Origin of the sequence: Leptospira koniambonensis (assembly GCF_004769555.1) — a bacterium.
GTDB classification, from domain to species: Bacteria; Spirochaetota; Leptospiria; order Leptospirales; family Leptospiraceae; genus Leptospira_B; species Leptospira_B koniambonensis.
Genome location: NZ_RQFY01000004.1, coordinates 226,472 through 252,574, shown reverse-complemented (window position 1 = coordinate 252,574; position 26,103 = coordinate 226,472). Strand labels below are relative to the sequence as shown.

The following is a 26,103-nucleotide window of genomic DNA, read 5'->3' as shown; positions in this document are numbered from 1 at the left end:
GACTCCTTACATTCCGATACCGGCGCCGCCGTCTACACGGAGGAAAACGCCAGTGATATAAGATGCTTTATCAGAAAGGAAAAATTCCACTGCGTTAGCGATCTCTTGTTGAGTACCGGGTCTCTTTAAAGGGATGAACATAGGATCAGTAAGTTTTTTCTGAACTTCTTCTGGAAGAGAGGCAGTCATATCTGTTTGCACATAACCTGGGCAAACTGCATTTACTAAAACGTTTCTACCAGAAAATTCTCTTGCTGCAACTTTAGTAAGAGCGATCACGGCAGCTTTAGAGGAAGAATAGTTTGCTTGTCCAGGTTGACCAGAAAGACCTGAAAGAGAAGAGATGTTTACAATTCTACCAGAAGGAGCTTTTAAAAGAAGTTTAGAAGCATACTTGGTCATTAAGAATACACCTTTCGCGTTCACATCCATTACGAAATCATACTCTTGCTCGCTCATTCTGATAAAAAGATTATCTTTCAGAACACCGGCGTTGTTTACTAAAAAGTCCAGTTTACCAAATTTCTCTTTAACAGCATTGATAGCAGCATCGCAATCTTCAGGTTTAGTAACGTTTACTGGAATACCTAATGTTTTAACGCCAAATTCTTTAGCGATTTCGGCAGCCGCCTGCTCGATATGCTCTTTATTTAAGTCTACAACGACTACATCCCCACCATCTCTTGCGATAGTATTGGCAATAGCACGACCTAAACCTCTGGGAGATGCAGCTCCCGTAACTAATGCAACTTTACCTTCGAATTGTTTTGCCATTTGGATCCCTCTTATGTCCTCGGATAACGAATTTTAAACTTTCGGATCGTACAGATAGAATTCGATCTGTTTGAAGTAGAACGATTGTTCTGGTAAAAGATGGATTGTACCTGGATTCCCGACAAGAAAAATTCATTAGAATATAGACCTTTGAAACAGTGTTCGTTTTTATTGAACATTTGTTCGCAAGATGCAGGTGGAAAAAGGTTTGGTTTTGGATAAGGGGGTAGGGAGGGGATATGTCCCATTTTGGAATGGAGATATGTGCAGGAGAGAGTGGCACAAAGGAATATATTATGAATATTTGATATTTTTTGAAATGTAAACGTTTTTCTGAGCCTTTCTCTTTGGATTAGCAGTTTGGCGAGCCTGATCTACAAAACGATTTCGAAATTCTGACTATAATGGCGATTGCCCAAATGGGGAAATCTTATTCACCGAGGAATAACTTGAATGAAAATCTGCCTAATCGGGTAGGATTTTTTTTGGATGAGAATCAAGTGAGAGAGTGTGGTTTGATGATTTGATTTTCGGGTTAATGGAAAACAGATGAATTGGTTTATGAATAATTAATTTACAAATCTGGTAATTTTCGTATTATAAAAATTTAAAATATATATTTTTTTCAAAAATTATCCATATCGCTATCCCATATTAGAATAATGTAAGCTATCCTTTAGGGGATATGTTCTAATTTTCAAACGTTATCCCGTCTGAGACAAAAAGTTCCCAAATTTTTTTCCGTTAGCTTCGTTTCGTCGTGATACTCATCAGTTTTACTAACGTTTCCAAAATTTTTTTTATATTTGCCACAAAAAATTAGACAAAAAATGGAACTTTTTTCAAACGTCCATTCAAACGCCCAAGTTATGTTTCGATTCAAAGATGAATCTGACAAAACTGTGAGTAAAATTTTGAACTCAGTCAAAAAAGTCGGCTCATGTCGAAAGATTTGTCCGGTGCGTTTTGTATTTTGGATTTGGTTTTCAATAGTGATGGGAAACCGGAGGTTCGTTCGATGTTCGATTTGATCGTTAGGATTGTTGTTAGGAAAGTTATTATAACTTCTGTTGTACTTTCTTTCGCAGGTTGTTTAAGCGACTGGGGTTTTGGCAGCGGAGATGTGGATTTAAAAAAAGCCACATGGTTAGTTGCAGAAAAGGTCCCTCTAGTGGTTGATAAGGGAGGAGTTCCTGTTCCTGGTGGAAATGGAGGAACTCCAACAACTCCGGTAAATGGCTTATTTAATTTAAAACCTGGAACTAAAGTTAGTGCGCAGGCTCTTGGTGGTGCGATTGATCCAACAGGAACTACAATCGTTAACGACTTTGACGGGGATGGAATATTAAACATCAATGAAACTACCACCAACGTATGGGTGGCAGATTATCCGGAAATCGATACAGTTGTTGCACCACCTATAACTATGAAGGTTGCAATTTTAAAAAGCAGCACTGGTGAAAGTGATGAGATTGTAAGTGAGATCAATGTAGATGACTTAGAGTCTACCAAGAACGAAGGTTCTGAATCGATTCATCAAAATGAATTGAATTTAAAAACTGTTCAGTTTCAGGACCAATACAAAAGAGAAGTAGAAGCAAGCGGGTCAAATGAAGTAGAAGCAAGTGCCAGTGTTTCGGTTTCTGTAGGCGGTTCCGAATCTCCTGCTGCGATGTCTGCTTCTGCATCAGCGTCTTACAAAACTGCAAATAGCTGGGCTGCTAGAAATTTAGAAGAAGCAACAACCACTAAATGGGCAGATAAACCGTTTAAGAACGATATAGATAAAGAAGCAAAAACCGTTAAGTCTGATTCAGCAAGTAATAAGGCTAGAAAATATAGATCCGAAAAAACTTCGAAAATAAACCAAACATCGAAAGTAGATGCAAATGCAGGATATGTTAGAGCAGCGCTTTATATTAAAAATAGATCTGTAAATATGCCGGTTAAGCTCAGCAATATTTTATGTACTCTTATGTTTGAGGATGCTCGAGGCGATTTAATTCCAGTCCAAAGTTTCCGTTTAAGGAACGATGATTATAGTTTATTCCAAGTAGAAGTTTATGGTAGCGATGACTTTGGACCGTACGTAGTAGAATTACCAAATTTGAACACGGCAGAAATTGAAAGTGCAATTGCTTCCGGCTACACTCCAAAAATTTTTATTGTAGACTATACGATGACTCATGTGGCGGACTCAAATTATAAATCAGTACTTCTGAATTTCTCCGGTGATAATTTAAAGATTGTAGAGGAAAACTCCAAAGGAAGAACCAGCTTAATCAAAATTTATGGTCCAAACTATAGAGAAAAATATAGAGTAGCTGCATTTGATGATTTAAGCACCAATAATCCTTGTACTACAACGACTGCTGCTACTCTTTCTCCAGGAGTAACCTTGAGAAAAGCACTGGAAAGAATTGCTTGTTCTGGAGTCCAAGTGGAGTTCCAAGATTATGTTCTTGATTATAGTGAATTTGCACCATCACTCGGTGATTCAAAATTACATATTAAAGGAATTAAATCTTTAGCGGGAGTCCCGACAAACCTACCTTGTGTAAATCAAACATTTGCCGGTTCTGATGGAGTCAATCGTACTGCTTGTGTTCAAAAGCCGATTAGTACATGGACTGAAGAAGAAAGAAAGACTACAGGCATTTGGGCAATTTATTCTCACGGTAAATACAATGCTCCAACTGAATATTGGGTAGATGGATCCAATATTCGTATCTTCGATCCAGGCAACGTTCGAAAAGCACAGATGGTAAAAGGTGTAGATTCTATTATCTGGGCCGGCGATTATTATGATATTGTATACATAACGGTAAAAGATCTTGCTAAACATGAAGAAAATCCGCCATACGGTGCTACGCCGATCGGAACATCTGGTTCAAATCCAACTGGCGGATCTATCGATCCGAATGATCCAAATTCATTCTTTAAATTAAATACACAATGGGATCTTTCTCAATTCGGAGAGAATCCATATGAGCCAGACCAAAAATCTTTTTACGTAGGAAAAGTAGGATTTAACGAGAAAGTTGTATTTACCGTTAAGTTGGATAAGACTAAGTATTTGAATCCGAATTTTGGATCTCCAGAAAACGGTGGCTCTTACCAATATTTTAGCGATTTCAAATATACTCCTACAATAGCAACAAAGCGTTTCAATATAGATCAAGTTATGGATTTCGAGATCAGTTTAGGTTTTGGGGGACAAAGGACTGATTGGGTACATGTTTATAAGGATACTGATGACACAGATGCTTATAAAGTGCGTAAGATGTGGATTGATACTTCTGGTTATGCCGACCAGATGTTTAGGATCTGTTTACGCATGCCTCAACTAAGCAATATAGTCGACCCGAATAATAGCTTAGTGAATATATATGTTCGCCCCGCTTTGAACAGTGCATATCGTAGAACCATTTGGCCTTTGAAATACACCGATGTGAAAAAGATGCGAGGAGAATTGAGTTCTCCAATAAGTATTGGCGATACTACAATTTATCTTACGGGAGTATATGGTACTATCGAGACGAACGATTCAATCTTCGTTAGTGGAGACACTTATCCATATACCGTAGTGAGCAGTACTCCTACTCCAGGATATCCTGATGGTTCTTTCACAGTAGTTGTAGATACTGCGATGAAAAAGAAAAATATAAAAACTACTCCGGTTACTATTCCAGGGTCATTATCTGCGCCGGATGCTCGCTTGATTGTGGATAATTCCTTCTTAACCGATTGGAATACACAAACAAATGGAACTCCTGCTTCTAACTATTCCCTCTCTCAATACCTTCCACTTTTAACAGGAAGTGCTATTACATGTTCTGGAGCGAATCTATTTCATCCATACGGATGCCTCGGATATACCCCGGATTATTTAGCAGTTAACTGGATGGGGAATTATAATAAAGGAATTCCTTACTGGAATTCTTGGGCAGATGCGGGTAGTTTTACAAGCTTCCTTTCAGGTGGTATGTTCCAAATTAGTACAAATTCAGGCCGCACATATAAAGCAGGGACTCTTGCAAGTGACACTATTTTAAGTGATGCTGGAACAGCGGTTCCGCTTGGTGAACCTGTTTCTATAACTGATGGTGATGCAACCATGGTGATTTGGAGAAGGGATACTAATCTTTATGGAAAGGTATTCCAAGTTTCGACCGGAACGGTTTTAGGAGCTCAGTTCCAAATCAATACCACTGCGATTACTGCTCCTGGAGAATTGATAGCTAAGTTGGATAATGGCAAAGTAACTATTGCTTGGGAAAATAATAAGGATATCAATATAGCAGTTCGAAGTATGAGTACAGGTTACTCTTCTATTGTAGCCGAAACTAAGGTATTAACTAGGAACTTTAATTTAGGAGCCTGGTCAACAATAGGTCTCGCAGTTGGTTCTGATCGTGCGCTAGTTGTATGGAGTGATGATCAGACTATTGATGCATTTAATAATCATCATTTAGTGAGAGGTAAGATCTATAATACTTCGACAGGGGCAGTGACCGTAAACCCATTTATCGTTGCTGATAATATTACCAATGACGCGACAAGACATGAAGTGGATGCTGATGGCTCAGGCACAAATGCATTAGTTACGAATCACTATAGCAATCCAGTAACAACTACTAGAACGATCCAAAGTAGGATCTATGATCTTACGACAGGTGCGCAGATTGGTTCGACACTTTCTCCTTCAAATGGAGAAGGTCCAGCTTCAAGCGTTCCAGAAACAGTGATAGCTAAGATGAGCGGAACAAAAGGATTCGTTATCTGGAAAACTGCTGCTGATACTTGGATTGCAAGAGGTATAGATATATCGACTGTTACTATGCTCGGAACTGGTGCTCTAACGATTGAGACTTCCGTGCAAGACGATATAATTGACGCTTCTTTGTCCGGTGCTTGTGTGTTTGTAACTTATGCTAAGAACGGAGGAATGTTACTCAAAGTATTAAATCTTTCAGACGGACAGTTTCTTTATTCGAATGCTTTACCGATAGGTTCTACATCTGCAAGTGCAACGCAGAAACCTGGAAAAACTGTTCTTTCTGGGAATATTATCACTTCTGTTTGGGAGCACTTTGAGAATAGCAAGAGAACAGTCAGAGGGCGAACCGCTACTCTATCTCCTTATGCTTTAAAAGGAAGTGGGGAATTTTTCTTGAGCACTACCAATCAAGGAACCCAGTCTGGAGTGACCTTGGCAGCTTATGATATCAGAGCTCTTCCTGTTTGGTTATCACAGGATACAACTCAACAAGTAATTCGCGGGTTTAACTTGGATCTCTTGAGTCCGGGATCCCTTCAGTTTGGTTTGAATAACTTCTTTATAGCTCCTCTTATCGAGAGAGACTATACGTTGAGCGTTCAGATCGTTCCGTAACTAATCGAACGGCTTCTCTTCTAAAAGAGAGGCCGTTTTCTCTCCATTAATAAAATAGAATATAAGAGTACGGGAAAGATATGTTGGTAAAAGGATCTTCAGTTCAAAAAAAGAAGTCTGTATCGTTTGTTAAGTCACAAACTTCTTTAAGATTTTGGGTCTTATCTATTACCTTTCCCCTCTTTCTTAATTCCTGCTCCGGCGGATCGGACATGATGAATCGTCTCTTCAGATTTGCGGGGGTTCTCCCTTCTGGAACCTCCTTTCTGTCCCCGGGTTCCGCACCTGCACCGGAAGGAAGTGATCTATTTTCTATTTCTACAAACTACAGCGAAGCAATAGACGACCCGGAAACAAAGGCAGATGCCTTAGCCGGAGCTTCTTTTATCGCACCCCCTGAGCCGAATAATTATGGAGCGGTTTCTTTAAATTACCCAATACAGGTTCCTGCGGGAAGAGCAGGAGTTCAACCAAGCCTTGCGTTATCCTATTCTTCTACTGGAGGAGATGGATGGACCGGGATTGGTTGGAGTATTGGTCTTGGGGCAATTACAAGGACTCCTGAATATGGAGCTTTGTTCTATGATTCCAGAGATACATTTACTTGGAACGGAAAAAGGCTTATTAAAATTTCCGGTTCCACTTCTAATGAGAACGGGGTGTATAGACCCGAGATCACGGAAGAAGATTTTGCATTATTAAAATTAACGAATATAGAGAATGGAGGGACCTGGGAGGTTTTGGATTCCGGTGGGACTAAAACAATCTATGGCGACTCTGCTTCCAATCGGATCTATGATCCAAACCAAATTTCCAGAACATATAGTTGGTATCTTTCTAAAACGGAAGATAGGAACGGAAACTATATGCAGGTTACCTACGATACTTCCCAGTATTCCGAAAAGAGAAACTTGTATATCCAAGAGATCAAATACACTGGGAATAGCAGAAGTGGATTTCCTGCGAAGCAATATGTGAAATTTATAACAAAGTCAAGAGGAGATTCTTATGTAAGTAAGGCTCCTGGTTTCACAATGGTCATGGATAAACTTCTAGATAAAATAGAAGTTGGTTGGACTGGTGGAAAACTTTGGACGTATTCTTTTGTATATGATACTTCCTTCGACTCAGGAAGACCTATTCTTAAAACTGTAGATTCGGACCGTCACACTACAAAACCAGAATTTAAATATAGCAGCTCTGCAAGAATATTAGCTTGGCAGAATATAGCAAACCAAGCTTCCAGCGAACCTGAAATTCTTCCTAATTCTACTGAGTATTTCGAAGGTGATTTTAATGGAGATGCGATTTCGGACATTGTATTCTTCAATCCTCAAACCGGAAATTGGAAAGCAGCAGAAGGAAGAAAAGAAGGCGGATATAATTTCAAGACCTACGCGAACCGTTATAAAAACTATGATGGTCCTTCTAAGATCCGATTCTTCAAAGGAAATGTAAGCGGTGATTTTAATGGGGACGGAAGATCTGATATTGCATTCTATCTTCCTGAAACCAAAGACTTTATAGTCGCAGAACATGACGGACAAGTATTCCAATTTCGTAATTATGGAAGATTGATGAGTGGGATCCCGGATATTTTCCGGATGGAATGGTTTCCGGGAGATTATGACGGAAACGGACTTTCTGATTCCTTACTATTCGATGAGCCAACTGGTCTTTGGACTTTGATGTTAAACAAGGGTGGAAGTTTTGAATTTCTGAAAGTGGGTAAAAAATTCCAAAACGTATTCAGAGGAGATTATTCTCCGAATGCGAACTTGGATAGTGTCAGCACAAACGACACAAGTATCGATGGAAAAGATAGAGCCAAGGTTAAGTTTTTAAGCGGAGATTATAACGCGGATGGACTTACTGATATCTCTCTTTATGACCAGAGAACTGGGAAATGGTTTGTAGGAGAAAATCTCAGAAATCCAGACAAATCAAGTTCTATCTATTTCATTACCAACTGGGTATTATACAAAGTATTTACTGCACCTGAGCAGGCTTTATTTTCTAACGATCAATTCTCTGGCGATTTTAACGGAGACGGAACTTCTGATTTCTTACTATTCGATCGTTCTTCCGGAGAATGGACTTTAGGAGAAACAATAAACCAGACTATAAATTTCAAGATCTGGTCCAAGGCTCCTCAATTCAAAACGATCACTCGCTGGTTACAAGGGGACTTCAATGGAGATGGTGCGACTGACGTAGGATTTTTCTCGGAGTCAGATGGAAAGTTCTGGATCGGAGAAGCAACATCTAACGGATTCCGATATAAAGTTTATAGCGATATGAGCTATGGTCCGAACCAAGAAAGAGTAATGAAAACTCCTCTTCCTTTGGATGAGGTAAAACCTGTAAAAGGATTTGGAGTATTCTCCACTTCTTCCGATACAAAAACAGTTCTTTTAGATTATCAATATGATGGGAACTCCAACCCAGGAAAAGGGGAAATTGCATATCCAGGATGTTTTACAGCAAACGATTGCTCTGCTTCTCCTGAGTTACTTCTTTTTGATAGAAAAACCGGCGTATTTGATTTTAAGAAGGGTTCTACATTTACAGAAGCGGTTCTTACTGGGTTTAATCCGGAAACAGCAGGGATCGTAACGATAAATAGTGGCAAAGCAGATCGTTATACTGTAAACACTCGCGACGAAGTTTTATTTTTCGGAGACTTTGGAAGCACTAGCAAATTTTTCGTCGTGACCCAAGATAGCGGGAACGCTTTTAAAAGAACGGATCTTGCCAGCATTGCAGATTCACAAGTTGTATCTTTCGATATTAATTCGAGTGCATATGCAATTGATTATTTTGATGTAACTTCTTCTAAGTCTACTTTGATCTTGAACGATCAAACGAGTACAGGCTCTCAAAGATTTTTACTCACAGGACTAAGTGGAACTAAGTATCTAACAGTTTCAGGCGACGTATCAGATTCTTATCTTCAGAATTTATTCCAAGTAGGAAACGAAACCAACCGAAACAGAAGAAATCTTTTCAGTATTTTTTCCGGAGATTTTGCAGGAGTTGGAAAGGCTCAGATCTTACTCGTAGATAGAACTGAAACAGCACATAAATGGTATTTGGGAACCATAGGCTCTACTGCGATCAACTTCAAACTTCTGACCGGTTCTGTGAAGGTTCCCGTATCCACTACAGTTTATGATAAAACAAGTCAGGCTGGAATCCAATATGCACTCTTTGAGGAAGTATCCGGAAGCTCCATCGTTTACGAAGATCCAACCGATACTGCCGCCATCGTATTTTCTAAAATTAGAATTACTGCAACTACTGTTGCAAGAACCGCATATGGCCCTGGATTTGTAGGATTCTCAAATCAATTCGATCATAGAGGAAATCCGATCATTGTTTCTGATGGAGAGAATAAGATCTATGATCTTTCTCAAAGTAAGGTGGTTGCTGCGGCTTCTCCTGTATTTGCATTGTCCATGGATCGTCCGGATCTAATGACTAAAGTATATCCATTCGAATGGATCCAAGGGGATTATAACGGAGATGGACTCACTGATATAGGGATTATCCATCTTAAAGAACCAACTTGGTATTTTGCAATGTCAACAGGAACTGTTCCGGATGTGATCGAACAGGTCAAGAACGGGATCGGTGGAACCTACACTTTAGAATATGATAATTCTACCAAGTTTGATAATAACGGTGGAGATAATATCCCGGATCTTTCGATTAACTATAGGGTTTGCACAAAGATTATATTAGAAGATGGACTTGGGAACACCATCCCTAAGAATTACAGTTATAAAAACGGGGTTTCTTTCTCCGCATTCATCAACGGTAAAAAGGAAACTGACGCATTCGGATTCACAGAATTTACAATGACTGATGCAACCGGTTCCAGAACGGTTCATTCTTATTTCAGCCAACCTTATTCTAATTTTATGCATAACCGAGCACTTTCAGGTGCTGAAAAAGAAATGCATATCATCGGTTCTGATAATCAGGACTACGGATCTTCTAAGAAAACATATGAGATCCAACAAATTGAAACTGTTACCGGAAAGATCAGCTATCTCGCTCGTATGAGTAAAACTCAAAATTTTATTAATGGAACAGCGACCACTACTTCAGAAGGTTCTGTGGTCTTTAATGGTTACAATTTAACAAAGAAGACGGATGTAAGCACAGATCATTATGCGGATTCTGCTCACCCTTCTCAAAGTTTTACTTCAGTTACAGATTTCGAAACTGATTCTACAACGAACCAAACACGTCCTAAAAAGACAGTTTCTTTATCTAGTTCTTCTTATGAAACTACAAGCAATCTTACTTACGATTCCCAAGGGAATCTGACTCGCAATGCAGTGACCTATACAGGAAGTGGATTACCTTCTGTTCCTGCGAATATTACGGAATCCACATACGATACTTACGGGAATAAAACGGAAGAAAAAAACACAAGCGCGAGTCCAAATCGTGGGACCTCCTACGTTTTTGACGACCAACTTCATCAGTTCGTAAAAGAACAAACAAGTTTCGGTGGATCTATCCAACTTAAAACCAGATATACTACGAATTACGGAAAAGCTTTTGGTTCTCCGGAAGATTCCACAGATCCAAATGGAAACAAAACATATTTCGAATATGATGATTTTGGAAGACTTGTAGAATCCAGTGCAGATACAGATTCCGGAACCAAGGTTTTAGCAGTATATGAGTATGGATCTAATTTTCCTTATAGCGCCAAAACTACTTTCCCGACAGGGGGAGCAGATCCAAGTTTTGCTCTTCGCGGTTATAAAGATGGTATGGGAAGAGTTGTCCATACAGTCAAAACTGGATCGAACGGACAATTTGTAAGATCCGGAAAGATTACTTACAACGGAAATGGACAAGTCATTCGTTCTGGACAACCGGATTGGGCAGATGCAGGCGAGATTGACATATTTGTTCTGCATGCCCAAGAAAGAAATCCAAGTTATATTGAATACGATGCCATAGGAAGAGCGAAGAAAACCATTCTTCCAGTTGCTGCTGGAGAGACAGAAGCAACTACATTAACTGTTACATATAACGATCCGTTTGAGACAATTGAAACTCATAGTGGTGGAACAAGCAAAAGAACCGTAAAAGATGGAAAAGGCCAGGTTCTTTATATAGAAGACTTTGGTTCAGACGGGACCAACGCAAAGATAGGTTTTTGTTTTGATCTTGCAGGAAAGATGATCAAAAAGTCCGACATGAACGGAGGAGCGTTATCCTGCGATACAAGCGGGATCAATGCAAAAGACACTTCCGGCCAAAACCAGGCGTATTGGTTATACGACGCTTTCGGAAGGTTAAAGAAAAACAGCGATCCTGATTTCGGAGTTAGCACTGCTTCTTATAACGCATTCGGGGATACTACTCAATCCACAGACGCTCGTGGAATCACGACTAGTTTTACTTATGATTCTCTTGGAAGGATGATCACAAAAGAAATTCCAGAAGGAATCGTTTATTTCGATTATGATAGTGGTTCCGGATCTGAGAATGCTCTTGGAAAACTAGTAAAGGTAGAAGATTCTGCTCAGATCAAAACCTTCAGCTACGACAAATTAGGTAGAGCGAAGAAAGAAACTCGAAATATCAAGAATCTAACGATCGAACTCGCAGACGGACCTTATATTACAGAATATAAATACGATTTACTAGGCCGTGTCTCTTCTATTGATTACCCAGAACATCCAGTAAATCATACACGGATGAAAGCCTGCTATAATTATGGAACTGCAGGTTATATCACAGGAATTTCAGTCCAAATAAACACAAACAGCGTAATCCCAGGATATTGCAGTAAAACCATCGTAGAAAATATTACTTACAACGAGTTCGGACAAACTTCCGGGTTTGGACTTGGGAATGGTATCCAAACAAATTATACATACGATGTAAAACAGAGATTAGTTCGTATCAACTCAGTAGGGGATGTGGATGGAACCACAAAAACTCTCCAAGATGCAGTCTATGCATTCAATAGCAGAAATAATATCACTGGGATCACAAACACATCCAGCGAATACACAACCGCATATAACTATAGCTACGACGGATTAAACAGGCTTGTAGCAGCAGACGGACAATACCAAGAATCTGCAGATAATTATACAAAAACCTTCCGCCAAAGTTTTGCGTATGCAAAGAACGGGAACCTACTCGCAAAACGAAATCATAACTTTAACGATAATACCCTCATAGATGAGTGGAATTACCAATATTCCAACCACCAAGTCACTCATATAGATTCCACACAAAGTGGGAACGATCGCCTGGTAATGAGTTACGATTCCTCCGGGAACATGACTTATCAGCGGGATAATTTTAAAGATCTTACCAAGATGATTACTGTAGATTCCCAGAATAGGATCACACAGGTCCAAGATGCGTTAAGCACAACAATTGGTAATTATTGGTATGATGAAGGTGGATTTAGAGTTCGTAAGAAAGCATTAGTTCCAAGCGGAGCGAGTTTCAAAAACCAAGAGATCCTATATCCAAGCAAGTTCTACGGATTAGAGTATTCCGAAGAAACAAATATATTAAGTTCTATTAATAACGTTTATCTAAATGGAGTTCGAATTGCTGCTCTGAATGAAGATGGAGTCACTGCCTACTTCTTAACAGACCAAGTGGATTCAGTTGCTCACGTACTAGATGAAGGTGCTCATACTCTTTCGAGAATGCAGTACGAGCCTTATGGGGAGACTTTAGTTCAAAGAGGAACGTTAGATTTTGCTCCGAAGTATAACTCTCAGGAGTTAGACAGAGAGACTAATTTTTATTTTTATAATGCAAGATATTACGATCCGCAGATCGCGAGGTTTACGAGCGCCGATAGTGTGATCGATGGGGCTCGTAGTACACAAGGGTGGAATAGGTTCTCGTATGTCGCAGGGAATCCGATTCGATATAAGGATCCAACGGGGCACGTAGCAGAAACGCCATGGGATGCTTTTAATGTCGGTTTAGATATTGTTAACATAGGAATAGATGTCGCAACAGGCGACTATATTGGAGCAGCCATTGATGTCGCTGCGTTAGCATACGATGGCTTTGCTACAGCCGTTCCAGTTTTGCCTGGCGGAGCAGGTTCAGCAAGGAACGCATACAAAGCTGGCACTTGGGCTGCAAAGGGAATTGAATTCGCAAATAAGGGGAAGGCATTATTAGATCCGATGAAAGCAGCATTCCGCAGGCAAGCCCGCAGGATCTTTGATAAAACTGATGAAGTCTATCAACTTGCTAAAAAGAATGCTAAGGAGTTAGGGAAACGTATACCTTACCAAATTGATCATAAAATTCCATTGGAATGGGCCCACAGAATGGGCAAAAATTTTGATCCGAACAAAATAAACAATTTGCGTAAATTAAGTGAGGATGCACATAAATTTGTTAGTAAAGAATGGGGAAGTTTCCGTAAGATGTTGAAAAATGCTGAACCTACAAAAGAAATGTTGTTGAACTTTCATAAAGAAACTACAAAAAAATTATGGAAGCAATTTGGGGAAAAATGATGACTTCGGAGCCTTACGAAAAACTCGAACAAGTAATAGGTTATGATTTTCCAAAGGAATACTTAGATGTAGTTGCTCGTAATCCTTTTAAGGACTCTAAGGACCCTAGATTCAAAACCGATTTACTCACGTCGTGGAATGATATTGCGACAATAAATTTAAAGGTTCGAAAGGAAGGCTATAATTCTCAGGAATGGCCATCTCATTTTTTTATTATAGGTTATGCGGGAGATATAGATGAACCAGATTACTTTTTTATAAATTTAAAATCAAAGCGAACTATTATTTTTAAAACGGAATGGGGTAAAATAATTAATCCAAAAAATGTCACAAAGCTAGTTTTCGGAGATAACTTTGACTCTTGGATATCAACTATGATTTCTATTCGGAAGGTAACGCTTAAGGCATATTTAGATAAAAGCTTGAATATTATGTGAAATTTCTTATGATTTCCGCAATTCTCACTTTTGTTCCACGGTTAGACGATGATTTAAATCTCTTTAATTTTTTTCATTGAGATACATAGTCAGATACTTAAAGACATTCTTTGCATTCAAGGTACCGGGAGTTCCGTGAAAGAGAGTTAGTATTCACCTTACACTTCTCCTGAACGCTTGCTCTAAATTTCTGCTTGGTCGACCTCCGATTCTTTTGTCCTAATACCCTCGACGAAAACTTGAAAAGGAGTTCTTCCTGCGATCCTGAAATGCTCGTCAAGTAAAGTCCTATGAAGTCGCTTAACGTATCCATTGCTTTGAGGCCTTCGAACTTTAGTGGTTCGATGCTCGATGTCTTCTAATTGAAGGGATGTTTATCCTCTCGCCCACAATACTCACGACCATTATCGGTAAGGACAGTCTCAACTTTAACGTTATGTTCCTCGAAGAAAGGAAGAACATCGTTATTCAAAGTCTGAACAGCAGTGACAGGAATTTTGTCATTGAAGAGCCTTCCCCATGCGAATCGGCTTGGATGTGCCTTTCTCTGTATTCAGGGTCGAATTTTTCAAGGAGGCTTATCTGGTTTTCATTGAGAGGAATGATCTTATCTCTATGATGTTCTTCGAGTCTTAGAAGTCTTTGGCGTTTGGTAACGAGCTTATTCCTTGTCCAAACACCCCCTGACTCCACCTGAACTGACCTTAACGCCTTTAAGGGTAAGTTGTTGAACAACCTTTAAACATCCATGTGTAGGATGATGTAAAGAATACTCTAATACTTCATTTTCGATTTCTTCGCTGACTCGATTTGGAGGGGTCCAGTGGCTCCTGGGATTCTATCTAAAAGTCCTTCTGCTCCGTAGGTTTGGAAGTTCCTTCGGATTTCGTAGAACTGCTGACGGGAATATCCTACGATTTTGCAGGCCTTACTTACATTCTCTAATTCATTTGCAAGCTCTAGTAAATTTAGCTTTCGTCTGGTTGCCTTAACTGTTGCATTGGTGTTGGTGGTCATCGGTTTCTCCTGATGTAAATAATTTTGTCGTTAAAATCATTTTTCTTTCAGAAGAAGCTGGGGCCACCGGTTTTTCGATGACTGTCAGGCAATACTATCTCAGCACAGAATAAGGCTTTATAGAAAATAGTTGCACGGAGTTAGTATTTAACTTAAACTTCCCCTGAGCCTGATAACGTCCTAAATCTTTCGCACATTTAGTAATTCAAAGAAAGGCTTTCCTTGCCAATTGAGATTGTAACCAAACAAATTTCAAAAAGGAGAACCTCCCATGAGGGCAGAAGAAGAGAAATCCCACCTGAAAGTGATTCAGATTGATGAGACTTAAGCTCGTGACAAAGCCTGAAGCGCTGTGGAAGCACTGAAAGTTAGTTACGATAGTCCGTTAAACTAAAAAACTAATAATTTAAGATTATCTAAAACTTCTTTCAATAGTAACTTATTTAGCGGTTCTATAAATTCCGCCTCACGAATAGTCCAATCTAAGTTCTTTATCTGATCAGAGAGAACTACCCCATCTATTTTTTTAGATTTAACTATTACTTCAAACGGATAACCTTTAATTTTACTAGTGATTGGGCAAAAAATTGCTAAACCAGTCTTGGCATTATATTCCTTTGGAGATAGAACAAGTGCTGGCCTACGCCCTCTTTGCTCGTGCCCTGCTTGAGGAGTAAAATTTAGCCATACAATGTCCCCCTTTTCAGGGGTATATTTACTCTTTTTCACCAAGTTTCATTACCAACCGGAGATCCGCTAGAAACCTCTGAATGAAGATTTTGTTTTGTTATTCTTGCTAACTTTTCTTCTAAAGAAGCTTTTCTCATCGGATAAATTACTATTTTATCCCCTTCATATTGAAGCTCTACATGGCTACCATCATTTAATTCCAATTCGTTAGCCATAGCCTTTGGGATCCTAATACCTAGGCTATTACCCCATTTTTGAATAATCGATTCCATAAAGTAATTATATATACATTGTATATACTTCAACGAAAATTTAGTCGATTTGTTAAATTTGTATAAAGAAAAATTTTCCAGACTACGCGGATTTTGCGAACCTTCGCCCATGCAAGCGCGCGAGATCCTCTGCGTCTTTGCGGCTCTGAGTGAGAATCGCAGCTTGTTTCAAAATTCCGAACTATAAAAATCCGGTCCGGGGTTCGCAAACTGAGGATACCCGGAGAAAGGCTTTCCCCCTATAAGATAAAATTACTTGCAATTTATGAAGTTATTACTATTGTTATAACATGGATACTTCATCAGTAAAAAAGACAACGATCAGGGCAATTGGAAATTCTGCAGGAGCTACAATTCCTAAAGTTCTTCTGGAAAAGTATAATTTCCATGAAGGTGATACCGTCTTTCTTTTAGAAACTGAAGCAGGTATTCTTCTATCGCCATATGATCCTGACTTTGAAGAAGCAATGGATATTTATCAAGAGGGTTCTAAAAAATACCGGAATGCCTTAAGAGAATTGGCTAAATGAAAAAAGAGCCAAGATGGTTAAATAGGAAAATAGTCGAAGCTATACATTTAGATCAAGTAAAACAGCATGGAGGATCTCAAGGGATTCGAGATCATGGACTCCTTGAGTTTGCCCTTGACCGTCCGAAAAACAAATGGTCGTATGATTCGTCTGTTAGTATTTTCGATTTAGCAGCTTCATTATGTATAGGTATAGCAAAGAACCATCCGTTTATTGATGGTAATAAACGTGTCGCATTTATCACAAATTATGTATTTCTTGGATTAAATGGCTTTAGTATAGACGTTCGCGAAGAAGAAGTCGTTTCAATCATATTGCGAGTTGCTGAAGGAAGTGTTAATGAATCGAATCTCTTGATCTGGTTAAAAGATAGTTCAAATCCTCGTAAATAGGAAAAATTATAAAGTAATAGACCCTAGCCTTTCTCCGCCTATTCTTTCCCAAAGTAATTTCATTCGGATTATTGAATGTTCCCATTCTTCTCTTTTCTTCTATTTCTAATTCTCGCATTTTTATTTTACTATTTTCTTGAGGTGGTAGAAAAGCCCGTTCTTCAGTTCGGTGAAGGCGAGTTTGTGAGGAGGGTAATTGCAAATTGCCCTCGTTTAACTAGAAAATATTTTCCTACGTTCTGGTGTTTCAATAATCATCTAATGTTAGCGCTCTTACTTTTTAGAGAGTATCGTTCCGAATTTTTTCATTACGATAAGCTGGAACATCTTCGAATGAAGGACGGTGGAGTCACTGGTCTTGCCTGGTCCAATATTAAAGGAAAGAAAAAAACAGATCCCCATCCGATCGCGATTGTTTTTCATACAATCAGTGGTGATGAGCAAGATGTTAAGTCTATTGTGAAAGCAATCCAGGCCCAGTTAAAATGGGCTTCTGTTGTTTGTATTAGGAGAGGACATGGAAATCTTCCCCTTTCTAAGCCGCAAATAAATACGATGGGTTCTAGTTCAGATTTAAAAGAACAACTTTTATATATTAAGAAAAAATTTCCGAATAGTCCTTTGTTTGGAGTAGGGATCTCTGCTGGTTCCGGGTTGCTTGCTCGATACCTAGGAGAATCTGGGACTAAAAGTTTATTAGATGCTGCTGTTGCAATTTCACCCGCATATGATATCGAAAAAGCATTTCATAGGGTTCATCCGGTTTATAGTAAGATCATGGGCCAAAGATTGATTAATTATTTTTTGAAACGCCACTATGAAACCTTATCTTCGTTAGGAGGATTTCAGGAAGTCCTGGAATCCAAGACCCTGGGTGAATTCCAAGATCGTTTGCACAGCCTCTCCGGTTTTGATGATAAGGAAGAATATTACAGGCATTCGAACCCCGCATTGGTAATGAAAAATATTAGAACTCCAATCATGATCTTGAATGCAAAGGATGATCCTATTTGCGTAAATCAGAATGTTCTAGAAAATTTGCATTGGTTGGAAAACCTTCCTAATTCCATCCATGTTTATACAAAAAGAGGAAGCCATATTGCATATTTTGAAGGATGGAAAGCGATATCTTGGTCGGATCATCTTGTATGCGAATATTTTAAAGCCGTTCAAGACCAATTGCCTAAAATTAAAAAGAAGACAAAAGCTAAGACTGCGAAAAAGCGTTAGTTGTTTTTGCAGCACGGACTCTGAGTTCCGCTTTGCGTCACCCAGGTCCGAGTCTCGCATTCGGAGCAACACTGTTGCTCCTCGGTGCTCCGACTCCTCACAAACTCGAAACAGGAAAAATCACCCGATTATAGATCCGAACTTCATCTATACTTCCTTGAAATAGCTGCGATGATAAAGAAGAAGTTCCGAAATCGATCCCGGTACCAGTGTCCCAAGGACGAAAACTTCCGAATTTTTTGGAAGAGACCAATACATTATTCACATATAAGGATGCATATTGCGTCTGTATATCCCATGTGAAAACCATATGATACCATAAGTTTTCGGGAGTTTTACATTCTGTTGCTACATCGACGTCCCCAGTACCTCCGTTATTCGTAAAAACTCTTAGTCTACCGGTGCATCCTTCTCCCGAGAAATAATATAATTGCATTCCGAGTCCTCCTCCTTGGCTTAGAAAGATAGAATCGCCTCCGTTACCCCCGGTTCGGTATTTCCCTTTTACCCAGACGCTGATCGTAAATGAAGAAACTGTTCCATCTAAAAAAAGGGGACCCTGTGCTATGGATTCATGGATTGCGCCTTGTCCGTCGTAATAATAGGCTTTGCCTTCTATCCCGAATCTATCGGCTGAAAGTGTAGGAGATCCTCCGACTTCGACTAAGTCTAATCCGCCAACCTTGTCTTGCAAATCACCATCTAATGGCCAATAATGAACAAGTCCAAAAGAAGAATCTATAAAGTTCAGACCAACTAAATCCTTAAATATGGATCGGTCGCTTTCTTCTTGGTTGGTTAACAGTAAGTAGGTTCCACAATTTGTATAAAGGCAGGAAAGAATAAGGAGACGGAAGAAAATTCGCATAGAGTTTCTTGATTTGCATAACAATTTACGTGGATGACTTTTTCTTTTGAAAGTATTATTTCGGAATATTTATGAAAATTCCATTCCGAAGAACACTTGAGAGTTTTCGACTTTTAATCAGTTCCTGTTAAAGCGTCAAATATCGATTTGACGGTAAGGCTATATTATAAATTTTAAATTCGTTTATTTAGACTTCTACGTGATCGTTGCCTAGCGGGTGGAATGATCTATAAATTTACTCTAATTATGATATTGCCAGATTAGAACTGATCCCTTATAAGGAAACCATGTATGATATCCCACTCGTTCAATTAGGTCCTGTGAAAGCTGCTCGTATTCCAGGCGATCCGCAAGGGCCCTATGTTATCTTTCTGCACGGTTACGGTGCTAATGCGTTCGATCTTCTTCCCTTGTATTCATATATGGATGTTCCAGAAGGAACGAATTTTATTTTTCCAGATGGGATCTTAGAAGTCCCGATCGCTCCAGGTTATAATGGTAAGGCTTGGTTCCCTATCGATATGGAAGCTTTGCAAAGAGCCATGGTTGCAGGTGGTTCCAGGGAACTTTTCGAACGTTATCCGGCCGGTATGGCAGAGGCGAAACAAAAGGTAGAAGAGATGATCCAGGCCCTAGATGTTCCAATGGATCGGATTATCTTAGGTGGTTTTTCCCAAGGTTCTATGCTTGCGACCGAGATTACTCTTAAAGCGGAGAAAAAGCCCAAAGGTCTTGTCATTCTGTCGGGAACTTTGCTGGATGAGACTCATTGGTCCCAATTTGCAAAACAAACTCCTGGCTATAAATTTTTTCAAAGCCATGGTAGAATGGACCCTGTGCTCGGTTATCCTGCCGCGAAAAGATTAGAAACAGTGTTAAAAGACGCAGGCTGGGAAGGTGAGTTACTGGCATTTCCGGGTGGACATGAAATCCCTGAGATAGTATTACACGGTATGAACCGCTATTTGCGAGAATTGTTCGAATGACCTATCTGATAGAAAAATACGTAGCCCTTAAAAATAAATACCGTAACTACGATACCAAAGAAGCTTTAAGAAGAATGCAGGCTTGCCGCATTGCATTAAAGGAATTAGAAGATAAAGGTTTTCGTACCGGTGTAGAAATTTTAGGTTCGATCAATTTTGGGATCGTAGAACCTTCTTCAGATATAGATTGTATTCTATTACATTATTGTGATTTACATAAGGATCAAGAATGTCCTGAATATTGTCCTAATTTTTTATACGAATCCGAAGAGATCAAAGCAAGTCTTCGCAGAAGATTAAAAAACGAAAATCTAAAGATAGAATTTTTAGATTGTATCAATCTTAGAATGGTGGAAAGAGCACTCGACACAGGTAATTGGAAAGACCACGAGGTCCTCCGAAGGCTTTTATTTTATAGAACTATTGGTCGTCCAGTGAATAGACCTCTCTTTATTCCTTATGCGGAGAAGTTAGAAGAGAATGAAGAATATATCCGAGACATTTTAGAATGGGGCTCAGAAGCCTTGAGTGTTTATCTTGGAACTTCTCGACATAGATTCTCTTTTAGTAAATACAACGAAAGAATAGAAAGCTCCGGACTTCAACTTCCTCACGGTTTAAAAGAGGAATTAGAAAGTTATCTAGAGCAGGGAGAAGGTTTCGAAACCAATAATGGTGCAGAGTCTTCTAGATCCAAGGACCCAGTTTAAACTTTTATGTGCGCCAAGCGGGTTTCATTATTATTTACAATCTGCTTTTCGATTTTTCAGGTTTCTTGCGCGATCCAATCTGAAAATTCTGGAGACCCGAACACAAAAGCATATTATGAAAATGCGATCATTAACTGTTTAATTAATGGATGTGATAGGGAACTTATCATTACTGGAGGAAATTCTCTTCCCGAAGGCAGTTCTTTAGTTTTATCTATCTCCTTGGTCCATAAACCAGATTCTTCTTCAGTGACTTATAATTTTTCCAGTAGTAATCCTGCAATAGCTTCCGTCTCTCCATCAAGTCTGATATTTACTCCTTCAGATTATGATATCCCTCAGACCTTGACTATAACAGGGGCATCTGACGATACTGATTCCACAAATAATTCTATTGTGATCTCCATTCTTACTCCTGATTCGGAGACAATCCCTTATCCAATCGTACAAAAGGATAATGATAAATTCCTATTTGCCACACCGGTTTCATATGCTGGAAATTTCGGCTCCGGTGGTTTTGCTGATTTTGTTTGTCAGAATGAAGCGAATAACTTGTTTGGCAGCGGGCTCCCTTCCGGGACGTATAAAACTTTTGCGGTAGCAGGTACCTGGAGAAGGGCAATGCCTTCTAAGATTGATTGGGTCCTAAAGCCGAATAAAGATTATATAGATTTTGCAGGTGGTACTTTTGTTAAAGCGTTTGCAACGGATGGAAATGCTTTATTTGCTTTCGGGACCGGAAGTGGAATAAGTGCAACTGCCGCAGGATACTGGACTGGTTTACAAACGGATTGGTCTACTGCAAGTACCTGCCTAGGTTGGACTTCTAGTAACCCTTCTGACCAAGGTAATTTTGGAGGTAACTCCGATCCAAATGTCGGAGGGATATCTACTGGAACTCCTGACTTTTGTGATACGCCTAAATCTGTAGTTTGTATTCAGCAATAATTCGATTTTTATAATATAGATTAAGAAACTTTTGTTTTTTCGGTGACTTGGACCGGATCGGAAAGATGGCGAATGTCCATACCTGTATTCAAACGCACCAACTCTTCTGCGATGTTGACTGCATAGTCTCCTGCTCTTTCTATCCCTAAGATCATTCTGTATAAGTCTGCAAATTGGTTTTTATCCAGTCTAGGATCCAATACAAACTTTAAGAATGCTGCATGACATAGATTGTTCAGCTCTTCCTCAACAGTATGAACTGAACCATAAAATCTGTTTTTCTCTTCTACCAAAGATTCTACAGCCATTCCTACAAGAGTAACTACTCTGGAGAGCATCTTGTCCAAAATTTCTTCCTGTCTGAAAAATCCTTTTGGGAGAAGTCCTCTTCTGTAACAGGTAGCGCAGTTTACGATCTGGTCTCCCATTCTTTCTAAACTTCTGTTGATACGAATGGAAGAGAGTGCGAATCGAAGAGGGTCTTTTTTGAGAATAACTTCCCCGTCGATTTGGTCCATCCCGAGTAAGTTGCGGTTTGCGATTGCTTCTAAAATTGCATTTTGGGAAAGGTTATCGTTTTGTTTTTCTAAACTATCGATCAGATCGTCTCTTTCGATCACTTGTTTAGCAAGATCGGGATTTTCCTGTTCGATTGCATCGTCCAAGATCAGGACTTGTTCCAAACATAGCTCCGCCATTGCATAAAGATTTTTACGTAGATAATCAAACTTGGAAGCCATGTCTCCCCGAAGGTTAACCTCGAATGTACACAACGGTCAAGAGGTTTTTAATAGCGACTTCCCGCTTCGCGGGAACCGCGCTGCTTCGACTTCGCGCATTCGCGCTCATCCGGGCAAAGCCCGGACTAAAGGTCTACGCATCGCTGTCGCGTTGAGCTAAGAAGTTCTTTTATATATCAAAGAATGGAGCGTACTAATATTACCAACATCGCGGTAAAACAAAGATATTGGATTATAAACCCAGTAAATCTTACATTCACATTCCAAACACCGCCGCCGCTTAAATGTGCAGTTGTTTGCAGCACTCTTGCACCGAATACGATCCATGCGAGAAGATCAAAAGTATCGTTTTGGTATCCTGAAAGTATAAAGGTTAAAACTAAAACTGCAAAAACAGGAAGACCTTCTACACAGTTTAGGTGAGCCCTGTGGAACCTCCAATATAGATCGGAACCATGTTGGATCCACGCAGGGAACTCATTTGATTTTTTAGTGCCAGCCAATACTTGTGCTGATCTAAAAGATACTACGATGAGTACGAGTAGAATGGTCCAAGCAGTAAAAGCGATTAATGGAAATAGAGAACTAAACATAGTCCGATAGAGAAAAGTCTAACGGAAAGATTGGCAAGACAAATTTGGTAAGTTGGAGTGGAATACTAATATATATCGTTTTTATCTCAAACAATATATATTAGTATTTTATAACAGGATTAGTCTCCGTCGTTCGAAGAAGGAAGATTTGGAACTCCCAAAACAGAGAACGCATCGATGGTCATCAGGTTCTTCAAGATCTTTGCCTGGTCCCAAATTGGTTTTACATTTGCAGTGACGCTTGTTCCATTCATAGTGTTTCCATCTGCATCAATCTCTGCAAACAAATCGGCAGAACCACTGATCTTTGCATCGATCATATTTTTAAAGTTCGTGAGCTCAGCTTGGATATCATCATCTAAAGAAGAGTTTTGTGCCCTGACTAGTTTTGACATAGAGCTGATTTTAGGATCTGCAGGATCACCTAAATAAGCAAATTGGATCCCTAATATATTATCTCTTAGATCTTCATAAGCAACTCTGGAATAGATCGCTTCTAAGAAGACTGGATCCGGCTCTTGTCTTTTTCCAGCTCCTGAGCAAGAAACACTTAAGCAAGCAGCATTCCCAAGTTTATTATCCTGGATTTGATTCACTAAATTTCCGAGAGATTGGATATAAGTATCAAAAGCTTCTCCCTGAGAACGAAATTGAATCCCGGTTCCAGTGGTATATTCATTTAAGAAGTTTCCGCCAGTAGGAAGCCATTTATTATATAAATCTAATGCATCCTGATTGATTACTTGGGCAAGAGCTAAAATATAATCTCTTCTTCTGGATTCAGCTGCGTTTGCAGTATTGATATTCGAATTTGAATCAATCGTGGTTCTGCTGAAATCGAAGTCAAAAAGTAGGATTTCAAGAGATTCAATTCCTTTGTATTTTGGCGGGCAGGCAGTTAAATTTGTTTTGTTGATAGTGGTAACCGTAGCAGTACAAACGGTGACTGTACCATCGATGATCTGCTTTACTAAGTTAGCACTTGGTCTTGCTCCTGATTTGATAAACCCATCCATCTTAGTATAATACTCTGTTGGATTACCGGCCGGTCCGAAATAGTAAGGTTCTACTTTTTTTAAGGAAACTCGTACCTGATCCCAGGCTGTCTGAAGAGCCCCAAGATTTCCAACATTGGTGGTCCCGGCATAAGTAATAGCAGCTGCTTCTAAGGCTGCTGTATCCGTAGTTAATTGTTCCAAACTTGGAATGATCACGAATTTACCAGTATGTTCTAAAAATGCGGAACTTCCTGGTCCAGCTGCGAGTAAAAGTAAAGGATCTTTGCTTCCTCCACCGCAGGAAATAATAAAGGACGCTAAAATGAAGTATAATGTTTTTCTAAATAAAGATTTATATAATATGGATCTCATCGCCGATTCTCCTATAAAGATTCCAAAAATTTGATCAGCTTTTGTCTATCGGTGGAAGATAGATTTTGGAAACCATTCCTTGCTGCATCAGCTTCTCCGCCATGCCACAGGATTGCTTCTTCTATCCCATTGGCTCTTCCATCATGCATAAGTTTTAAATGCCCATTTACTTCTTGGATCAGTCCTAGACCCCAAAGAGGAGGGGTTCTCCATTCTTGTCCGTCAGCATCAAAATCTGGTCGTCCATCTGCAAGATCAGGGCCCATATCATGCAAAAGAAGATCAGTATATGGTTTGATAAACTGATAAGAAAGTTCAGGAAGTCCTGGAACGTTTCCAGTAAGAACAAAAGGTTTATGACATGCATCACATTTGATGGATGAGAATATTACTTTTCCATCGATCACATCCTGATCAGATAAATTTCTTCTGGCAGGAACAGCGACCAACCTGGTGTAAAAATTCACAGAGTCTGCAATTGATGCAGTAATTTCCGGTTCTGCAGTTCCAGAAGCTTTTGCTAAACATTGTGTTTGTGCACTTGGGCAATTATCTGTAGAGAATAATGGACTTGTAATTCCAATATCTCCTAAAAAAGCTCCTTGGTTTTGTTGGAGTAAGCTTGGCTCGTTTGCTTTCCAACCGAAACGCCCCATCACCTTTTTATGATTTTTGGCGTCCCAAACCATATTCACTTTTCCTGATATTCCATCCGCATCCGAATCAGTCGGATCTGCCCAGCCTTGGATAGTTGACTCAGGAATTGCTTCTAACAAACCTAAACCAGGGATCATAGGAGCAGTTCTTGGAGAAAAATTGAAGGAAGCAGGAGCTACTGCGATATTTGTATTCCAGCTAATAGAATATACTGGAGTGTTTAAGGTTACTGATCCACCTGAAGTGTAATTTCTTACTATAGCTGCACCTGTATAAGATATTGATGCAACCCCCTCTGGCGGAGTGAAATTTGCGCCAGTAGTACCATTACAATTAAAGCTAGAATCATAAGTGAATGGGCCAGTACACCCAATTGCTTTATGATTCAATTGTAATCCGAAGTCATCCAGTCCTACAGGTCCATTTGTTGTAGGATCTGAAACTCCAACTTTAGAAAGTCGTATCAGAATTCCTACTGTGCTATATAAACTTCCACTGGAAGGTGGTGCTCCTCTTCCGTCTCCTGCATGGCAATTCTGGCAAGAACTTGTATTAAAAGTCGGTCCTAAACCGGAGGAGGCACTATTACCCTCTGCTACCCAAGTTCTGTTGAAAAAGTTATTTCCAGTATTGAATTTAATTCCATCCGAACTTAAGTTTACAACAGGAGTATCGAAAGAAGTCGCATTGGAAATGAATCTAGTGCCGTATCCGCCTGAGAAAGCTTCTCCCGGATCCGGTGAGATGTTTGTTTGGCTTGCGATCACTGCTGCGATTCCAAGAGGATCTGTTCCTTCTTTCCCGCCGCAGTAAAAAAAGTTTAGAAGAATAAATAGTAAGATCGGGATCGTTTTGTTTAAACGTCCCAGAGATGGATTCGGTTCCGGATTTGTTCCGGAACCGAAGTTTAGATTTTTATCACAGTTCATATTTTTCTATTTTTCGGAGGTTTTCACAGG

Annotated in this window: 17 protein-coding genes and 1 pseudogene; 9 read left to right on the top strand and 9 right to left on the bottom strand. The window is 39.5% G+C overall.

Going from position 1 to position 26,103, the window contains the following annotated elements; genetic code table 11:
* Window positions 1-6 precede the first annotated feature (6 nt).
* Complete coding sequence (locus EHQ52_RS05185) at window positions 7-774, bottom strand: glucose 1-dehydrogenase (RefSeq protein ID WP_135614198.1); 768 nt, start codon at window positions 772-774, stop codon at window positions 7-9.
* A gap of 1,018 nt (window positions 775-1,792) precedes the next feature.
* On the opposite strand from EHQ52_RS05185, the gene EHQ52_RS05180 reads away from it, so the two are divergent.
* The 3 genes from EHQ52_RS05180 to EHQ52_RS05170 all read left to right on the top strand — a co-directional run bounded on the left by EHQ52_RS05180 (window position 1,793) and on the right by EHQ52_RS05170 (window position 14,141).
* Window positions 1,793-6,169 (top strand): LIC12048 family lipoprotein, encoded by a 4,377-nt coding sequence (locus EHQ52_RS05180; RefSeq protein ID WP_135614197.1) that lies wholly within the window; start codon window positions 1,793-1,795, stop codon window positions 6,167-6,169.
* A 212-nt stretch (window positions 6,170-6,381) separates the two neighbouring features.
* Window positions 6,382-13,704: a SpvB/TcaC N-terminal domain-containing protein gene (locus EHQ52_RS05175; RefSeq protein WP_244244796.1), complete on the top strand. Its 7,323-nt coding sequence runs from the start codon at window positions 6,382-6,384 to the stop codon at window positions 13,702-13,704.
* Window positions 13,680-14,141: a hypothetical protein gene (locus tag EHQ52_RS05170; protein ID WP_135614195.1), complete on the top strand. Its 462-nt coding sequence runs from the start codon at window positions 13,680-13,682 to the stop codon at window positions 14,139-14,141. Before EHQ52_RS05175 ends, EHQ52_RS05170 begins: the two co-directional genes overlap by 25 nt.
* A 182-nt stretch (window positions 14,142-14,323) precedes the next feature.
* Here EHQ52_RS05170 and EHQ52_RS05165 read toward each other — a convergent pair.
* The 3 genes and pseudogenes from EHQ52_RS05165 to EHQ52_RS05155 form a co-directional block, all read right to left on the bottom strand.
* Window positions 14,324-15,158: pseudogene (locus EHQ52_RS05165) on the bottom strand (helix-turn-helix domain-containing protein).
* 390 nt (window positions 15,159-15,548) lie between these two features.
* Window positions 15,549-15,890, bottom strand: a complete 342-nt coding sequence (mazF, locus tag EHQ52_RS05160; RefSeq protein ID WP_135614194.1) for an endoribonuclease MazF — start codon at window positions 15,888-15,890, stop codon at window positions 15,549-15,551.
* Window positions 15,884-16,120 carry an AbrB/MazE/SpoVT family DNA-binding domain-containing protein gene (locus EHQ52_RS05155; protein ID WP_135615653.1) on the bottom strand — a complete coding sequence of 79 codons (237 nt, stop codon included), beginning with the start codon at window positions 16,118-16,120 and terminating at the stop codon, window positions 15,884-15,886. Before EHQ52_RS05155 ends, mazF begins: the two co-directional genes overlap by 7 nt.
* A 290-nt stretch (window positions 16,121-16,410) precedes the next feature.
* Between EHQ52_RS05155 and EHQ52_RS05150 the strand changes: the two genes are divergently transcribed.
* From EHQ52_RS05150 to EHQ52_RS05140, 3 genes are all read left to right on the top strand, one after another.
* On the top strand, window positions 16,411-16,650 hold the full coding sequence (locus EHQ52_RS05150; RefSeq protein WP_135614193.1) for an AbrB/MazE/SpoVT family DNA-binding domain-containing protein: 240 nt from the start codon (window positions 16,411-16,413) through the stop codon (window positions 16,648-16,650).
* Window positions 16,647-17,042: a type II toxin-antitoxin system death-on-curing family toxin gene (locus EHQ52_RS05145; protein WP_135614192.1), complete on the top strand. Its 396-nt coding sequence runs from the start codon at window positions 16,647-16,649 to the stop codon at window positions 17,040-17,042. Before EHQ52_RS05150 ends, EHQ52_RS05145 begins: the two co-directional genes overlap by 4 nt.
* 75 nt (window positions 17,043-17,117) lie before the next feature.
* A complete protein-coding gene (locus tag EHQ52_RS05140) occupies window positions 17,118-18,272 on the top strand; it encodes a YheT family hydrolase (protein WP_135614191.1) in 1,155 nt (384 codons plus the stop codon).
* A gap of 97 nt (window positions 18,273-18,369) precedes the next feature.
* On the opposite strand, the gene EHQ52_RS05135 is transcribed toward EHQ52_RS05140, so the two are convergent.
* Window positions 18,370-19,140, bottom strand: a complete 771-nt coding sequence (locus EHQ52_RS05135) for a LamG domain-containing protein (protein ID WP_135614190.1) — start codon at window positions 19,138-19,140, stop codon at window positions 18,370-18,372.
* Between the two features lie 287 nt (window positions 19,141-19,427).
* Here EHQ52_RS05135 and EHQ52_RS05130 point away from each other — a divergent pair, with 287 nt between their 5' ends.
* From EHQ52_RS05130 to EHQ52_RS05120, 3 genes are read left to right on the top strand one after another with little or no spacing between them, the layout of a single operon-like run.
* Window positions 19,428-20,126, top strand: coding sequence for an alpha/beta hydrolase (locus tag EHQ52_RS05130; protein ID WP_167492179.1), 699 nt, complete (start codon window positions 19,428-19,430; stop codon window positions 20,124-20,126).
* Window positions 20,123-20,836, top strand: coding sequence for a hypothetical protein (locus tag EHQ52_RS05125; protein WP_135614188.1), 714 nt, complete (start codon window positions 20,123-20,125; stop codon window positions 20,834-20,836). Before EHQ52_RS05130 ends, EHQ52_RS05125 begins: the two co-directional genes overlap by 4 nt.
* 6 nt (window positions 20,837-20,842) lie before the next feature.
* Entirely contained in the window at window positions 20,843-21,784 is a 942-nt protein-coding gene (locus EHQ52_RS05120; RefSeq protein ID WP_135614187.1) for a DUF1554 domain-containing protein, read from the top strand.
* Window positions 21,785-21,804: 20 nt separating this feature from the next.
* Here the strand turns inward: EHQ52_RS05120 and EHQ52_RS05115 are convergent, their stop codons facing one another.
* The 4 genes from EHQ52_RS05115 to EHQ52_RS05100 all read right to left on the bottom strand — a co-directional run bounded on the left by EHQ52_RS05115 (window position 21,805) and on the right by EHQ52_RS05100 (window position 26,073).
* A complete protein-coding gene (locus EHQ52_RS05115) occupies window positions 21,805-22,524 on the bottom strand; it encodes a phosphate signaling complex PhoU family protein (protein WP_100724850.1) in 720 nt (239 codons plus the stop codon).
* Between the two features lie 176 nt (window positions 22,525-22,700).
* Window positions 22,701-23,117: an MAPEG family protein gene (locus tag EHQ52_RS05110; RefSeq protein ID WP_135614186.1), complete on the bottom strand. Its 417-nt coding sequence runs from the start codon at window positions 23,115-23,117 to the stop codon at window positions 22,701-22,703.
* Between the two features lie 119 nt (window positions 23,118-23,236).
* Complete coding sequence (locus EHQ52_RS05105) at window positions 23,237-24,487, bottom strand: imelysin family protein (protein WP_135614185.1); 1,251 nt, start codon at window positions 24,485-24,487, stop codon at window positions 23,237-23,239.
* A gap of 11 nt (window positions 24,488-24,498) precedes the next feature.
* Window positions 24,499-26,073 (bottom strand): di-heme oxidoreductase family protein, encoded by a 1,575-nt coding sequence (locus EHQ52_RS05100; protein ID WP_135614184.1) that lies wholly within the window; start codon window positions 26,071-26,073, stop codon window positions 24,499-24,501.
* Window positions 26,074-26,103: the final 30 nt, after the last annotated feature.

What these genes read in the sequence shown, in the direction of transcription:
- EHQ52_RS05185 (WP_135614198.1), bottom strand. Translation starts at nt 774, where the DNA reads ATGGCAAAACAATTCGAAGGTAAAGTTGCATTAGTTACGGGAGCTGCA.
- EHQ52_RS05180 (WP_135614197.1), top strand. Translation starts at nt 1,793, where the DNA reads ATGTTCGATTTGATCGTTAGGATTGTTGTTAGGAAAGTTATTATAACT.
- EHQ52_RS05175 (WP_244244796.1), top strand. Translation starts at nt 6,382, where the DNA reads ATGATGAATCGTCTCTTCAGATTTGCGGGGGTTCTCCCTTCTGGAACC.
- EHQ52_RS05170 (WP_135614195.1), top strand. Translation starts at nt 13,680, where the DNA reads ATGGAAGCAATTTGGGGAAAAATGATGACTTCGGAGCCTTACGAAAAA.
- EHQ52_RS05155 (WP_135615653.1), bottom strand. Translation starts at nt 16,120, where the DNA reads ATGGAATCGATTATTCAAAAATGGGGTAATAGCCTAGGTATTAGGATC.
- EHQ52_RS05150 (WP_135614193.1), top strand. Translation starts at nt 16,411, where the DNA reads ATGGATACTTCATCAGTAAAAAAGACAACGATCAGGGCAATTGGAAAT.
- EHQ52_RS05145 (WP_135614192.1), top strand. Translation starts at nt 16,647, where the DNA reads ATGAAAAAAGAGCCAAGATGGTTAAATAGGAAAATAGTCGAAGCTATA.
- EHQ52_RS05140 (WP_135614191.1), top strand. Translation starts at nt 17,118, where the DNA reads ATGTTCCCATTCTTCTCTTTTCTTCTATTTCTAATTCTCGCATTTTTA.
- EHQ52_RS05135 (WP_135614190.1), bottom strand. Translation starts at nt 19,140, where the DNA reads ATGCGAATTTTCTTCCGTCTCCTTATTCTTTCCTGCCTTTATACAAAT.
- EHQ52_RS05130 (WP_167492179.1), top strand. Translation starts at nt 19,428, where the DNA reads ATGTATGATATCCCACTCGTTCAATTAGGTCCTGTGAAAGCTGCTCGT.
- EHQ52_RS05125 (WP_135614188.1), top strand. Translation starts at nt 20,123, where the DNA reads ATGACCTATCTGATAGAAAAATACGTAGCCCTTAAAAATAAATACCGT.
- EHQ52_RS05120 (WP_135614187.1), top strand. Translation starts at nt 20,843, where the DNA reads ATGTGCGCCAAGCGGGTTTCATTATTATTTACAATCTGCTTTTCGATT.
- EHQ52_RS05115 (WP_100724850.1), bottom strand. Translation starts at nt 22,524, where the DNA reads ATGGCTTCCAAGTTTGATTATCTACGTAAAAATCTTTATGCAATGGCG.
- EHQ52_RS05110 (WP_135614186.1), bottom strand. Translation starts at nt 23,117, where the DNA reads ATGTTTAGTTCTCTATTTCCATTAATCGCTTTTACTGCTTGGACCATT.
- EHQ52_RS05105 (WP_135614185.1), bottom strand. Translation starts at nt 24,487, where the DNA reads ATGAGATCCATATTATATAAATCTTTATTTAGAAAAACATTATACTTC.
- EHQ52_RS05100 (WP_135614184.1), bottom strand. Translation starts at nt 26,073, where the DNA reads ATGAACTGTGATAAAAATCTAAACTTCGGTTCCGGAACAAATCCGGAA.